Origin of the sequence: Bacteroides sp. AM32-11AC (assembly GCF_003603515.1) — a bacterium.
GTDB classification, from domain to species: domain Bacteria; phylum Bacteroidota; class Bacteroidia; order Bacteroidales; family Bacteroidaceae; genus Bacteroides; species Bacteroides uniformis.
This window is the reverse complement of the sequence record NZ_QTNH01000008.1, coordinates 60,254-75,630: the sequence shown is the minus strand read 5'-3', so window position 1 is coordinate 75,630 and position 15,377 is coordinate 60,254. Positions and strand designations below refer to the sequence as shown.

The window sequence follows — 15,377 nt, the reverse complement described above, 5'->3', positions numbered from 1 at the left end:
GATATAACCTTGGTACTTCAACAGACTGCGTACGTACTTCGCACGTGTTCCGTGCAGTGCTTTATCGTATAATGTAACCCTTTAACGCAGTTTGAACTATGGCTATTTTGTTTGATTGGTACGAGAATCCGGACTCGTACGACAAATCTCCGGAAGATAAAATCCTTCATCCCCGTCTCCGCCTAAATGGGAGCAGGTCTACCGATGAATTGCGGCGGGACATCCAGGCACGTTGCTCATTGACAGAAACCGATGTGACGGCTGTGCTTGATGCTGTGTCGCACGTCATGGGCAGGGAACTTGCCGAAGGAAGGCAGGTGCATCTCGACGGCATCGGCTACTTTCGCGTGTCGCTCACCACGATCGAACCGGTAGTGGCTGCTACCAAGCGTAAGTTGACGAAGGTGAAGATGGCGGGTGTGAAATTTCGTGCCGACCAAAAACTGAAAAATGAAATTGGTACCATCAAGGCAAAGGCTTTGAAGGCAAACGAGCATTCGGCTAAACTGACGGATAAAGAGATAGACCGTCGGCTGACCAACTATTTCGCCACTCGCCCTTTTATGACACGGAATGACTTTCAAAGCGTTTGCGGCATGATGCGTACTACTGCCATGCGGCATATCCGTCGGCTGCGCACCGAAGGAAAGTTGAAGAATGAGGGAACAATGCTGCAACCGATTTATGTACCCGTTTCAGGATATTACGGTAAGAATGAGTGACTTATAACTTTGAACGAAGAAATCTTGTGGTGAGGGCAAATTTTGCCCTCACTTTTTAAATTTGCTCTCACCCACCTCTTGAATGCCGATGAATAGGGCGATGCGTGCGAAAGGTGAGGGTGGTGAGGGTGGATGTGTGAAATTTAGTTTAGTTTGATGGGCGGCTGAATATGGGTATTCCCATACGGTGTATATGTTCCAAAAGGTCGGCATTCTTTAATTTGCCATAGATGGAAAGGTCTACGCTGTAAGGCAAAAGCAGGTCGTCTATTTCATCGGAAAGGCTGCTTAAAGTATTATACGTAAGTCTGTCTCCCATCAGCGTGATGTCTATGTCGGAAAAAGGCTTGAAATTTCCTTTGGCTCGTGAGCCGTACAAAACAGCCTGCTCTATTTCTTCATGTTTCCGGAAGAGATTGCATAGCTTTTCCAGTTCATTGTCGGTCAATCCGTACATAGCTCAATCGAATAAGGATGGTGTATTCAAGGATTGCATTTTCTCTTCAGAGACTACATCGTTGTCATGATTGTGCGATGTCAGATTTCGGGCTTCTATAGTCTCCGTCCATTGCTTGTCATCAATCAATCCCATTTCAAGGGCTTTGCGTATGGCATCACGGGAGCTGCGGATGTCGGTATACCCCTGATATTCTGCATAGTCCTTCATCACTTTCCAGGCCAGTTCGTGGGTATATTCAAAACGCTGTATCCATCGTATGTCTTGCTGTACCATGATAGCTGTCTGTTTTTAAGTAAGCAAATATAAGCTTCTTTTGTGTAACGAGCAAATGGATGGGGGCTTTTTCGTGAAAGCTGTCTGGGGCTATTTTGGAGAAAGGCTGTTTTTAGGTGTGGAATAAGTTCCTGAATTTGTTGAGCCGATGTCGAAATAGTTATATATGTATGTTCTGGTTCCACATGCATTTATGAAATCAACCGTTACGCAAACTCGTTCAATTTCATGACTGTTCCGACTGCTGAAAGTAGTGAAATAATATCCTTGCATGTCTACCTCCCAATCGCAGTCAACACTCCAATGAAAATCATGCGCACCTTCAGGAATAGGATTCAATCCGCATTCACCTCCGCTTTGTGACAGATAGCCATATATAATGTCATGGTCATTTTCTTGTATTCCTGATACATTGAAAGTAATTGGTTTGGAAAACTGAACAGTGTATTCCTTTGTGTGTACTATTGCGGTTAAGGTCGTATAAATGGAACTGCCTCCGGGTGTCCCTAAATTATTCAGGGTGATAGCAGGTGATGCCTGATTTAATTGCGAATATAAATCGTTGCCAACAATCCAATCCACTGTTGCTTTTGTGGGAAAATTCTTGATACTGAATGTCCCGTTGTCACAGATTACGTCAGGGCCAATCAGTTGCATTGATGTCTTAGATACACTCAAAGGTAGCTCATTGGTAAAATTATCGGTTTGATTTTTATATTTGTAGCTCACTTTGACACTTGCGTTACCGGGTTGTGTCGGTACGATTGTTACCGTAGAGCTGTTCTGACCACTTACTATCTTAATATTCTTCCCGGTCCAATAAAATGTATGTGCCTTGCTGTCATTGATGGAATATATGTATTCTTTATATTGTTCAATATTTCTGTAGCCATCTATTTGAGGACCCATATTGGGAAAACTGATATTGCTTTTCCGAGCCATGAAATACTCTTTTGCTCCGATAGAATTTATGTAGAAATCATGGACTTCTACTCCGACATCGCTGTTCTTGAAGGCTTGCTTTGATTTCAAATTTATTTGGAATCTACTTTGTGTAACAGATGCACTTTGAGAGATTTCAGCGAATAGATTTTTATCGTAAGTCCACTTTATGCCCGTATCTTTGTTTATGGGATAATTGCACCAAAGTGTTATCGTATCTCCCAATTCAAATGTTGAAGGGGCATTGATTGGCATAGGTTTCATTTTGACATTGATGTTTCTTAGATCTGCGGTAAGTTCGATTGTACTTTTTTCAGGACGTACCATCAGGGTAGAATTACTACCTGCTTTAGTCCATAATACATTTATTGGAAAATGGTTTTTTACTGCTGGAATTTGGGTTACCCATGTACTCTCGAATCGTTCTTGGTAGTTTGTTTTGAATCGTGCTTCTCCACCGACTGCTGAAATTCTTATACCTACAGATTGTTTTTGTATAGGAATACTTAAATCATAAGTGTAGTAACCATCACCAACATAGGGGTTCATTTCGCCCGTAATAGTACCGCTTATGTAGGAAGCACGTGTTGTGACATCAGAATAGAAATCCTTATCTTGTAACTCGTCTGTTTGTTCTTCTTTGTTGCAACTACTATTGATGAAGCAGATTAGTAGTACGAAAAATATGTTCTTCTTTTTCATGATATGTTTCTTGTTAGTATGTTATGAACGAAGGGAAAGTATATGATATTGATTTATGGTTCCTTTTAGAAGGTGCTATTCGTGTTTCTATACACCTTTTAAAGGGAATAACAAAAGCGTCCATACATTTGTATTTAGATACATGGAATGTATGAACGCTTTAATTAAATCCAAACGAGGTACAGCGCGATATGCTGTTTTTAGTTGATTACCAACCCGGATTCTGCTTCATGTTTTTATTCAGGGTCAACTGTGTAGTTGGAATCGGGTAGAAATAATGTTTGGCTTCATAAGTACGGATTTGTGCATCGGAGGCATCTATATATCCGTTCTTGGTCGCTTCTTCACAGTCAGGCACATTGCTTACGTTGGCGCCCAACATGGTGTTCGGGTACTTGGTTGAATCCAATTTGTCGAGCTGGTGCCAACGGATTAAATCCCAATATCGGTACCAGTTATCCATAATCAGTTCGCAACGGCGACAGCGGCGTATCTCCCAAATCAGATTGCTTACTCCCATATTATTGGCAGGATCGGCATCTGGAGTAGTTGTCATAGCCGGCAGGCCGGCACGAGCCTGAAGCTTGTTTATGGAGTTGTTGAGATCGTCTTGTGTGAGAGAACCCATTTCGGCTTTGGCTTCTGCAAAGTTCAGATAAATAACTGAAATCCAATAGAGCGGGCAGTCGGTGTATTGGTAGCCGATGTTGTTTCGGTCGCTAACACTCAATTCTTCGGGGTTATCATACTTGGCGATGCCATAACCGGTCGATGTGGTGAAGGCTGCTACACCGGCACGGCTGTAGGCGTGGCCTCTGAAAGAAAGTACCGGGTCAAGAATTTCGGACAGGCGCTTGTCGCGTACGGCCAAAACCTCTCTTATAGAGTAATTTTTGTCTGCATCCAATACGGCTGCATCGTCCTTGTTTTTCGAGGTTGTTGCCAACGGTTTTCCATCAAGGAAAAGGAAACTGTCGAATGCGTCCTTTGAAATGCCGTGCGTACCACTTGTATTGATTGTGTAGTCAATGGTGGAGTGCCTTAACGAACTTTGTGCATAAGGCTTGTAGAAAATCATTTCCGGATTGCTTGCCAGGCTGACAGAATTATAGTTGGCTTTGTAACTGTTACTTAGAGAGTAGTTTTTGGCCATAAGATATTCGCAGGCTGATACACATTCTTGCAAGTATTTGTTGGCGCGGCTCTCATCAGCGGCTTTGCCATTCTCAGCTTGAGTGCGATATTTGCAGTATGTACCTTCATATAAGGTGATGTCTGCTTTCATGGCATATGCCATGTCGGTGCTGAAACGTTGCCGATTGCTGTTTGCGGTAATGTGTTCGCACGCATAATTGATGTCTGCCAGCACATGGTCCATCACTTCATCCCGGTCGGTGCGTGGTCCGTAGAGGACTTCGTTGTCGGCTGGGTCGATAACTTTGTCTATCCATTGAACATCGCCGTACATACGGACCAACTGATAGTATTCCCACGCACGGTTCATGCGTGCAAGACCTTCATAGTGGGCCTTTGTTGCTTCATCAAGAGAGGAAGACTGTACACCGGCAATGATATAGTTGGCGCGTCGGATTTCTGTGAAAGGGGCTGACCAGTTTGTGGAAGATGCGACCACGTTAGTGTAAGTCCAGTTATGGCTTTCTGCATCTACCTGGTCATCGCTTATTGTTTTGAAGTAGAACCATCCTCCACTGGCTCCGTTGCCAAAGCCGGTAAAGTTGTTATAAAAAGTATTGCACTGATTATCCAAATTATCGGTGTTGCTCCAGTATGCCGGAGTATTCGTGAAGGTATCCAAGGGGGATTTGTCCAGCAAATCGTTGCAACCGGTTAACATCGCCAGCGCTGTGACCCCATATATAAATAATTTCTTCATTGTTCTTAAGTTTTTGAGGTTGTTATAATGTTACCTGGACTCCAAATGAGAATGTGCGTGTAATAGGAGCTATACGTCCCCATCCACCGGCTGTAAGTCCATTGCCTGTACTGATTTCGGGGTCGACTGGAAGGTCATTCCCTTTGTGGAGCAGAAAGAGGTTGCTGCCACTGAAGTAGATACGTGCTTTCTCAATGTAGGCTTTGCGTGTCCACTCTTTCGGAAGGGTATATCCCACAGTTACGTTCTTCAGACGAAGATAGGACATGTCTGTCAAATAGCGGGATTGGGGATAGTAGTTGTTGCAGCCGTTAGCTATACCGGATACGGTACCTCCACTATTATTTGTACCACGATAAAGACGTGGATAACGGTTGCCTTGATTTACCTCATAACCGGTAATGGCGGTATAGTCTGAATTCCAAAGCACTTTGTTATAGCTTGTTTGGTGGGAATAGATGGCTACGTCGGCATGTACCATGGCGGGAAGGTTTAGGGAAGAAGTCGTCCAGTCCTCACGTTTGCCTACACCTTGGAAGTAGAGGTCAAGGTCGATACCTTTCCACGCTCCGCCTAAATGGAAGCTGTATTCGTAGCGTGGCATAGAGTTTCCGATGACTTTCAAATCGCCGTGGTCGTCTGCTGTGCCTTTTCCACCGTCAATCTTGCCATTGCCGTCCAAATCCTTGAACTTGACGTCTCCCGGGCCGTAATGGAAATTACCGGATTCCAGTCCTGCCTGGCTTGCAATGCCGTTTGCATAATTCCATGAGCCGTCTGCATTTTGGCTGGTGAAGTCTTTTCCCTCGAAGTAACGGTCGGTTTCAAAACCGAAAATGTCACCGTAGGTTTTACCGGTGTAATAGGTGCTGAGCAGTTTGGAATCATTGTCCCACTTTGTTACTTTAGTCTTGGAGTCACCGATGTTGAAGTTGGCATATACGTCGAAGTCGCCGAAGGTATGGCGCCAGTTCAAGTTCAACTCCCATCCACGTGTACGTAAGGTACCGGCATTTTCATAAGGAGCAGAAGCACCCAGAGTGTTCGGCAATACTTGTGCCGGTGCCAGCATGTCACGATTCTCACGTTGGAACCAGTCGAAACCTATAGTCAGTTCGTCATTCAAGAGACCCAGGTCAAGACCTATATTGAGGGTGCGGATACGCTCCCAGGTCAAAGTACTTGATACCAAATCCGGCATGTTATACATGGTCAGGAGATTAGCGTTGGCATTATTGTTTTCAATCCAATAGATATAGCCGGTACTTTTATTGTTCAACCGTTGGCTTATTAATTGTTCGAACATGTAGTCGCCCACAGCCTCGTTGCCGATTTCGCCAAAAGAAGCACGCAACTTACCATTGCTGACAATATGTTTCAGTGGGGCGAAGTAGGCTTCTTCGGAGAAGCGGTAGCCGATGGATGCAGAAGGGAAGAAGGCCCACTGGTCGGTATGGGGGAAACGGGAAGAACCGTCGTAACGTCCGTTCAGTTCCAATAAATAAATGCCTTTGTAGTCATAATTGATACGGCCGAAATAACCGGCAGAAGCGCGGGATGTATGATTCCAACTCAAATCTTGTCCATCCTTGCCAGCCATATTCAGTTCGGGGTATCCCTCTTGATCGTACATCACATTGCGGGTACCATACAGATATTTGTATTCCTCTTCTTCTGCGTTGACACCTGCCATTACATTCAGATTGTGTTTTTTGGCAAATGTTTTGGTATAGTTTACGTATGCGTTGGCCGTCCATGTGTTCTGTTTGGAAAAGTCTCTCCAGATACCGCTATTGCCTTTAGTGACGATGTAAGAGGGTACCGGTTTCCCGCTCCAATTGATGCCGTAAACGGAGTTGTCCTGCGAACCGCTGTTCATATTCTGAATGGCATATGTAAAGTCTGCATTAAGGGTCAGTCCTTTAACGATTTCAGCTTTCAAGAAAGTGTTCATACGGGTCAGGTCTGTTGTCACTTCACGATCGGCAGCTTGCTTCTGCATGGCCATGACGCGTGTGTCATAGCCGTCGATTGTGCCCGAAGGAATGAAATAAGAACCCCAACGCCACAAATATTGGTAGGTGTTGGCCCATGTGTCCGGGCGTTTATAGTTCTTACGACTATAGTTGATGCGTGCACCCACCTGTAGCCAGTCGTAAACATTAGTGGTGACATTGACTGAGGCATTGTACTTTTTTAGTTCGTCCGGGTGAATCTTCATCTGTCCTTGCTTTTCGTTGTAGCCGAAAGATAGGTAGTAATTGGTCTTACCAGATGTTCCTTGTATAGAAACATTGTGGCTCATGGAAGGAGCAGCTTTGTTGAAGTAGATGTCCTGTACATCCCAGTCAGCATAATAAAAAGGAGTGCCGTCCAATACGATATAGTCACCCACGTTACTATCGCTTTGGTAGAGGTTCATAGGACGGTAGCCGGTCTTGCCGCCGTTCTGTTGCTGCCACTTTTCGGCGTAAGGTAACAATTTGTCGAAATACATACCGAACAATTCAGGCATACCGGCACCACCGTTCATACTGGCTTCGATACCCATCTTTAATTGTGTGGGTACATCGGGATAGTCCGGCAGGTAAGTAGCTTGATCCCATGCAAAATTGTTGCTGTAATTGATGGTAACCTTTTCGCTAGGCTTTGCGCTCTTGGTATTGATTAGAATCACACCGAAAGCGGCGCGCGTTCCATAAATGGAGGAAGCGGAAGCGTCCTTCAGTACGGAAATATTTTCGATGTCTTGCGTATCGAGGAAAGAAATGTCATCCATCGGAACGCCGTCCACTACAATGAGTGGATTGCTGACTTCTCCATTACTCAATGTCCCCAAACCACGTATACGCATGGAGGCTGTCTCGTCGATGGCACCACTTGTGGTGAGAATGCTTAGTCCCGGAACAGCCCCTTGCAATGCTTTGGCTACATCTTGTTGTGGACGACCTGCCATTGTCTTGTTTAAGTCCACTGTAGAAACTGCTCCTGTCAAGTTAGCCTTCTTTTGTACACCGTAGCCTACTACTACTACTTCATCCAGCATCTCGGTATCTTCTTTCAGAGTTATTCTCATCGTTTTGGCTGCCTTCACTTCTTGTGTCTGATAGCCCACAAATGATATTTTTAGTGTTGCTCCCGGTGTTACGGTCAATGTAAACTTACCGTTTAGGTCGGTAATTCCGCCGTTGGTAGTCCCTTTTTCTACTACGCTGGCACCGATAATCGGTTCGCCGGCTGCATCGACAACTAAACCGCTGATGGTGATAGCTTGTAATTGTTCTGTTACACCAAGCGATTTATCAGGATTGGCTTGTGCAGCCATCACGTTGCCGCTACTTAATAACAGTGAGCTGATTGCCACTGCTGTGAGGAGTTTGCTATGTGTTAGTCCTCGTTTTTTGTGATCTTCATTCATAAATGATTGATGATTTGTTGTTAATTAAATACTTCTTAAATTTAGGGTAAGGGTAATAAGGGCCGAATAGTGAGACTATTCAACTTGCAGGATTGTTTCTTTTTCCATAGGCATTTTCTCTTTTTAAAGGTTCATAACTTTATATTATCTCTTGTTTTCCTATTTGTTTGCTAAGTTCAGACGGAACTTAGTTATATATTATACAAGGTTAAAATCTTGTTAATTACTTAACTCTATTGGTTGTTTTAAGAGATAAAAAACTCGTTATTAACAAAGGTGAGAAATGATTCATTCATTTCGTCCTAACAAAGATACATTATTATTTAATATCAAGAACATTCCTTTGCATTTATTTAACTTTATATTTATACATTTGCAAAAAGGAAGTTATACACCTTATTATATAAAGAATTTAAGGTTCTTCTATATTTAAAGAATGGAATTCAATCAAGCCATTCATTGGTGTTTCTTCAATGATTTCCAGTTCGATGCCAAATTCACGGGCAACTTCCCGCAAAATGGCCGCGTAGCTGTAAGCCAATGAACCCACAAAACGAATAGGATAATTTTTGTAGTCATATTGGCAGACATTACGAGTAAAGAAATTTCTCAGATTACCGGTAATCAGCTCAAATACATAGTCATCATTGGTATAATCAGCCAAAAAATAAGATATAGTAGACAAAAAGCGATTGGGGAACGGGCGGTTATACACAGATTCCATAACCTCATTCGGACTTATACGGAACTTCTCAAAGAAATCCGCCGTTACATCTTTAGGAGCCAAACCTTTCAGTACATCAGACAAAAACATTTTGCCCAATACAGCACCACTACCCTCATCCCCCAGAATGTAACCTCCTGCCCGGACATTCTTTACAACGATTTTCCCATCATAAAAACATGAGTTTGAGCCGGTTCCCAAAATACAAGCAATGCCGGCCTCGCATTTGAACAAGCCACGTGCAGCTGCCAGCAAATCACTCTCTACCTGAATTGGAGTTTTGAATTGTGCTACCAATGAAGCTCCCAATACATTTTTCTTTTCATAAGAAGTACATCCGGCACCATAATAATAGACTTGTTCCAATTTCCTTTTGAAAAAATGCTCGGGTAATCCTAACCGCACACTTCGGCTAATCTCTCTTCTCGTTTGAAAGAAAGGATTTAAGCCCTCTGTGAAGGCTCGCTGTATCAGACGATTATCTTCAACCAGCGCCCATTCTGTTCTCGTAGAACCACTTTCTGCAATTAGTTTCATAGGTAGTTAGTTTTAGAATTGAATACAAATATATAGCTTTTTTTAATCTTTCCAAGGCTATTTCAAGAAAAAATCATTTTACTGGCCATACATCTCCCTTTTGCTCATATCCTCAATCATCCAACAAAGTATTCCCACTTTTCCAACGCAACCGCGTTTTAGTCAAAACAAGACGATAACAGACTAACAATAAGATACTATCTGACTGAATTCCAAGTTCCGTCTGGACTTGGTAAATAAATAGAAAAAAGAGAGATAATATAAAAATGTGAACCTTTAAATAAAGAAAACGCCTATGAGAAATTAAAGAAGCCTTCGGAAATAGTCTGACTAATCCGAACTATATGATTCCCTTACCCTAATTTTGAAAAACTGGTTTAATTAACAAAATCATCAATCACTTATGAATGAAGATCGCAAAAAACGAGGACTTGCCAATGGTAAGTTCTTTACGGCGGTGGCAATCTGTGCTCTGTTTTTAGGCAGTGGCAACGTGATGGCTGCCCAAACAGCATCCAACGACTCACAAGGAGTACAAGAACAGATGCAATCTATCTCTGTGACTGTCACAGTTGTAGATACAAAAGGTGAACCTATTATTGGCGCCAATGTCATTGAGAAAGGTACGACCAATGGTGGTATTACGGATTTGGATGGAGTTTCCAAATTAAATGTAAAGCCCGGTGCTATTCTGCAAGTATCATTTGTGGGATATACTACTCAAGAAGTCAAGGCAACTTCGGTAATGAAGGTTGTTTTGAAAGATGATACGGAATTGTTGGATGAAGTTGTCGTAGTAGGTTATGGTGCACAGAAAAAGGTGAACCTGACCGGTGCGGTGGCTTCCGTGGATGTGAACAAAACAATTGATAGCCGTCCTATCACGGATATAGGCCGTGCCTTGCAGGGGGCGGTACCGGGATTGACCATTACTACTAACTCCGGTGAGATAGGTGGTGCGCCTACTATCAAGATTCGTGGTAGTATCGGTTCTCCGAATGGTGACTCCAAACCGTTGATTCTGGTAGATAATGTGGAAGTAACGGATATTTCTATGGTGAATCCGGACGATATTGAAAGTATTTCTGTATTGAAAGACGCCGCTTCTGCTTCTATTTACGGTGCCCGTGGTGCATTTGGCGTATTGCTGATTACCACAAAATCAAGAAGTAAACATGAACGTCTCTCTGTAAAATATACCAATAACTTTGCATGGCGTACGCCGACCAAGACACCCGAACAACTTCCGGGATGGCAGCAGGCTGATATTAACTTGCAAGGTGTAATCAATCAGACTAAGGGGTCTACCGCATTTTATAACGTAGTGGGTAATATGCGTGTGGATGCTACACATGTGCAGAAAATGAAGGATTACTGGGACAAATATGGCTATGGTGACCAGTTTGGCCGTGAGATGGAATTGGGTCGTGACTTTGAGTTCCGCGATGGCGGTATGTTCTTTATCCGTACTTGGGACTGGTATGATGAATACATCAAGGACTGGGCTCCGCAGCAGAACCATAGCCTTTCTATCAACGGTGGCAACGGAAAGACTAATTACAATATCGCTTTGGGATATCTGAGCCAGGATGGTATGATGAAAGTCAATTCGGACAACTATAAGCGTTACAATGCCAATATCTCTTTGAACTCTGAATTAAACAAATATGTGTCTATCCGTACAGGTGTCATGTTCACCCGTTCTGACTACGACAAGCCATTCAACTATAATACTGATCTTTACGACCCGATGTACTATCTGTATCGTTGGCAGCCGATGATGCCTTACGGTACTTTTGAAGGCAAGGAGTTCCGTAACGCCTTGACCGAACAGAAAAGTGCTCCTATTACCACAAAAGAACGTGAGTATCTGCGTTTGACAGGTGGTGCAACTATCAAGCCTATCAAAGATTTAACACTGGATATAGATGTTGCTTATAGCAGCGTGGAAAATCGCTATAAGAAGTATGGTACACCGAGCTTGACCAGTGGTTATGAAATCTTCACTGCCCGTCCGTCTGTTGAGGCATTACGTGATTCTTATGGCAGTTATCTATCTGCTGCTACTTATGATTATGTATATCAGGAAACCGGACGCACGGAGAATCTGACAGCCAATTTCGTGGCAACTTATGCCAAACGCTGGGGAGATCATGATTTTAAGGCAATGGCAGGTTCCAGCCTTGAAAAGAGCGAATATGAATATTACTGGGCGCAACGCAAAGGTCTGCTCGACCCCGCAAAACCGGAATTGAATCTGGCTACAGGTGACCAGACTACAAGCTCCTCGCATACTTGGTGGTCTGTAGCAGGCTTCTTCGGACGTCTTAATTATTCTTATAAAGACCGATATATGTTGGAACTGAACGGCCGTTATGACGGTTCCTCCCGTTTCCCCTCTGGGAATCGTTTCGGTTTCTTCCCATCCATGTCTGCCGGTTACCGTATTTCTGAAGAACCGTTCATGCAGTCACTGAAGCCTTATCTGAGTACGTTGAAGATTCGCGGCTCTTGGGGTATGATTGGTAACCAGGATGTAGGTACCGACCGTTATATCTCCACTCTGTCCACTTCTGTAGACAGTTGGATTATCGATGGAAAGAAAGTACAGTCAACACAAAAACCGACTATTGTGTCTTCAACCCTTACTTGGGAGAAGGTTACTACACTTGACCTTGGCTTGGATGCCCGTTTCTTCAATGACGCTTTGGGAGTAACGTTTGATTGGTATAACCGTACTACCAGTGATATTTTGACTACTGCCAACCTACCTGCCACATTGGGTGCTGACGCTCCATATGAAAATATGGGTACTATCCAGACCAAAGGATGGGAACTTGCCATTGACTATCGCCATACCTTCAAGAATGGTCTGCACTTTGGCGTGACGGCTTCTGTTGCCGATGACAAGACTGAAGTAACCAAGTGGACGTATAATACAAAGATTCCTTCTTATGGAGCTACCGGCTGGTGGGATAAGAGTGCTTATAAAGAAGGTATGGTTTTGGGAGATATCTGGGGCTTGCAGTTCGACCGTTTCTTGACGGAAGATGACTTTAATGCTGACGGTTCTTTGAAAGCCGGTTTGCCCGACCAGACTAAAGTATTCCCTGCCGGTTATCAATTTGCTCCCGGTGATGTGCTTTATAAAGACCTCGACAACAACGGTGAAATCGTAAAACAGACCAATACAAATGACAAGGGTGACCTTAGTGTTATAGGTAACGCCCTGCCGCGTTTACAGTTTGGTTTGAATCTGGATGCTGCTTGGAAAGGCTTTGATATAAGCATGTTCTTCCAGGGGGTAGCCAAAAGAAAACTTTGGGCGGCAGGTAACCAGGTATTACCAGGCTTTACTACCGGTGAACCCTTCTACAAAGGTGCTGAGGATTATTGGACTCCCGAAAACACAGATGCTTTCTATCCCCGTCCGATGGATTACAAGCAGTCTGCTTCGGGTAACTATAGCGTGAATGACCGCTATTTGCTGAATATGGCTTATCTGCGTCTGAAGACGTTTACTGTAGGATATTCTCTTCCTAAGGTTTGGTTGAGTAAATTCAAAGTGCAAGGTTTGCGTGTTTATTTCACTGGTGAAAACCTTTTCACCATCGACGGTGTGAAACCTGCTATCGATCCGGAAATAGGAATACGTACGGCCAGTGGTAAGAGTGACCAGCGTAACTTTGGCCGTAGCTATCCATACCAGAAGACAGTGTCGTTCGGTATTCAGCTTAGTTTATAATCTAATAGTAATTGCAGTTATGAAAAAGAAAAATTTATTATACATCGTTTGTGCGTTGGCAATGGGCTCGCTCTGCGGTTGCGACGATTTTTTGAATAAAGACCCGCAGGACAAGCAGACCAATGACACTTATTGGCAGACTGAAACTTCTTTGCGTACTTATGCGCAAGACTTCTATTCTTCCTACTTTACAGGATATGGTACCGACTATACTGTTTTTGCCGGTTATTTCTCTGGAGATGACTATACGGATGATTTTATCAATCTGAATAATGCAAATACAAACGGTTCAGGATATATTTATTTCTCCACTTCTGCCACTACGGACTGGAATAGCCAGACAGGAACTTGGTCGGGCAATTATAGTGTTATTTATAAAGCCAATGTCATGCTTGAGAAGATTCCCGGAATGAATATTTCGGACGAAGCCAAGAGACACTGGGAAGGTATTGCACGCTATTTCCGTGCAATGGCCTATAGTACGCTGGCAAAGTATTATGGCGGTGTTCCTTACTACGATAAGGTGACAGACCCGGCAGACCCGGCTCTTTATAAAGACCGTGATTCTTATTTGTATGTAGCGCAGAAGATACAAGAGGATTTTCAATATGCATTGGATAATGTACGTACGGATGATACGAAGCGCCAAGTCAACAAATATGTGGTTGGTGCGTATATGTCACGCGAAATGCTGTATCATGCCACATGGCTGAAGTATCACGGTACTACTGTAGGTCCTACTTCAGAGAAGGTGGCGGATGGTGATATTAAGAACTTGCTGCAAGGTGCCATTAATGGTGCGGAGGCAGTAATGAACTCCGGTATCTATTCAATAGGCAATACCTATAATGCTTTGTTTACTACGGACGATTTGGCTAACAATCCGGAAGTCATCTGGTATCGTGAATATACAAGCGGTTTGCAGTGTAATGCTTTGATGTCCTACAATGGTCCGGAAGATCAGACTCAGGGTGGTGTTACGCAAGATGTAATCAACACTTATCTTTGTAGTGACGGTTTGCCGATAGGTCAGTCTCCGCTGTATCAAGGTAAGGAAGACCCGAGTATTCAGAAGTCATTTCAAGACCGTGACCCGCGTTTGTATCAAACAGTTGCCGACAGTCTTCGTATCATGAGCGCCATGGGGACAAATTATACCGAAGGTACATCACCAACGGGATATCCTACCAAAAAGTTCTTGAACGACGAGTGGTGGGTGGCTGGTCTGGATTATTGTACCGGTAGATTAAGTCCGGCTGATGCGCCGTGCATCCGCTATGCGGAAGTATTGCTGAACTATGTAGAGGCGCGTTATGAGATTGCCCAAGTGGGTGGTAACGCTTTCACTCAGAGTGACCTTGACAAGTCTATCAATGAACTCCGTGACCGTCAGCTGACGAAGTGGGGAGATACTGAAGCCAAGACTATGCCGAAAGTTCAACTGAATGGCGGCAACTTGAGTGTGAATGGGGTTATTATTAATGACCCTGCCCGTGACCCTGATGTCAATCCGGTTTTGTGGGAAATCCGTCGTGAGCGTCGTATTGAGTTGATTATGGAAGGCCGTCGTGGTGAAGACCTCCGTCGTTGGGCCAAGTTTGAATACTTAAACTCAGAAGATGCAAATGGTTATCCTACCATGTCTTTCCTAGGTGCTTATGTCAATATGGCCGATTATCCGGAAATATCTTCAAAAGATGATTCCGGCAAGAGAGTGCTCTATCTGTTCGATCCAGAGAATCCGGGTAATGAGGATACTGAAAAAGGGTATATTTATTATCTTCGTGAAAAGGAACTTCGTATATTCAAGGCTGGTGAATTGAATTCGGAACGCTACTATTTGCGTGCCATACCAGCTGCACAGTTGACTATTTATGAGAATAAAGGTCAGGTGTTGACTCAGAACCCAGGCTGGTAATATAGTATATTGTAATTTAATAATTGACAACCCTATTCTATT

The 15,377-nt window shown here is 43.6% G+C and carries 9 protein-coding genes; 3 read left to right on the top strand and 6 right to left on the bottom strand.

Annotation, left to right across the window (positions count from 1 at the left end):
* Positions 1 to 98 precede the first annotated feature (98 nt).
* Positions 99 to 722, top strand: a complete 624-nt coding sequence (locus tag DW800_RS10365) for an HU family DNA-binding protein (protein ID WP_005824951.1) — start codon at positions 99 to 101, stop codon at positions 720 to 722.
* A gap of 148 nt (positions 723 to 870) precedes the next feature.
* On the opposite strand, the gene DW800_RS10360 is transcribed toward DW800_RS10365, so the two are convergent.
* The 6 genes from DW800_RS10360 to DW800_RS10335 form a co-directional block, all read right to left on the bottom strand.
* The gene (locus DW800_RS10360; protein WP_005824948.1) at positions 871 to 1,179 is read right to left on the bottom strand and encodes a nucleotidyltransferase domain-containing protein; all 309 of its coding nucleotides are present in this window, start codon (positions 1,177 to 1,179) and stop codon (positions 871 to 873) included.
* A 3-nt stretch (positions 1,180 to 1,182) separates the two neighbouring features.
* Entirely contained in the window at positions 1,183 to 1,455 is a 273-nt protein-coding gene (locus tag DW800_RS10355; protein ID WP_005824947.1) for an HI0074 family nucleotidyltransferase substrate-binding subunit, read from the bottom strand.
* Between the two features lie 90 nt (positions 1,456 to 1,545).
* Positions 1,546 to 3,099, bottom strand: coding sequence for a hypothetical protein (locus tag DW800_RS10350; protein WP_119958034.1), 1,554 nt, complete (start codon positions 3,097 to 3,099; stop codon positions 1,546 to 1,548).
* Positions 3,100 to 3,307: 208 nt separating this feature from the next.
* Positions 3,308 to 4,993: a RagB/SusD family nutrient uptake outer membrane protein gene (locus tag DW800_RS10345; protein WP_118274553.1), complete on the bottom strand. Its 1,686-nt coding sequence runs from the start codon at positions 4,991 to 4,993 to the stop codon at positions 3,308 to 3,310.
* 22 nt (positions 4,994 to 5,015) lie between these two features.
* Entirely contained in the window at positions 5,016 to 8,411 is a 3,396-nt protein-coding gene (locus tag DW800_RS10340; protein ID WP_117703873.1) for a SusC/RagA family TonB-linked outer membrane protein, read from the bottom strand.
* Between the two features lie 412 nt (positions 8,412 to 8,823).
* Positions 8,824 to 9,672, bottom strand: coding sequence for a hypothetical protein (locus DW800_RS10335; protein ID WP_008662810.1), 849 nt, complete (start codon positions 9,670 to 9,672; stop codon positions 8,824 to 8,826).
* 403 nt (positions 9,673 to 10,075) lie between these two features.
* Here DW800_RS10335 and DW800_RS10330 point away from each other — a divergent pair, with 403 nt between their 5' ends.
* The gene (locus tag DW800_RS10330) at positions 10,076 to 13,417 is read left to right on the top strand and encodes a SusC/RagA family TonB-linked outer membrane protein (RefSeq protein ID WP_008662812.1); all 3,342 of its coding nucleotides are present in this window, start codon (positions 10,076 to 10,078) and stop codon (positions 13,415 to 13,417) included.
* Between the two features lie 19 nt (positions 13,418 to 13,436).
* Complete coding sequence (locus DW800_RS10325) at positions 13,437 to 15,335, top strand: RagB/SusD family nutrient uptake outer membrane protein (RefSeq protein WP_117704001.1); 1,899 nt, start codon at positions 13,437 to 13,439, stop codon at positions 15,333 to 15,335.
* Positions 15,336 to 15,377: the final 42 nt, after the last annotated feature.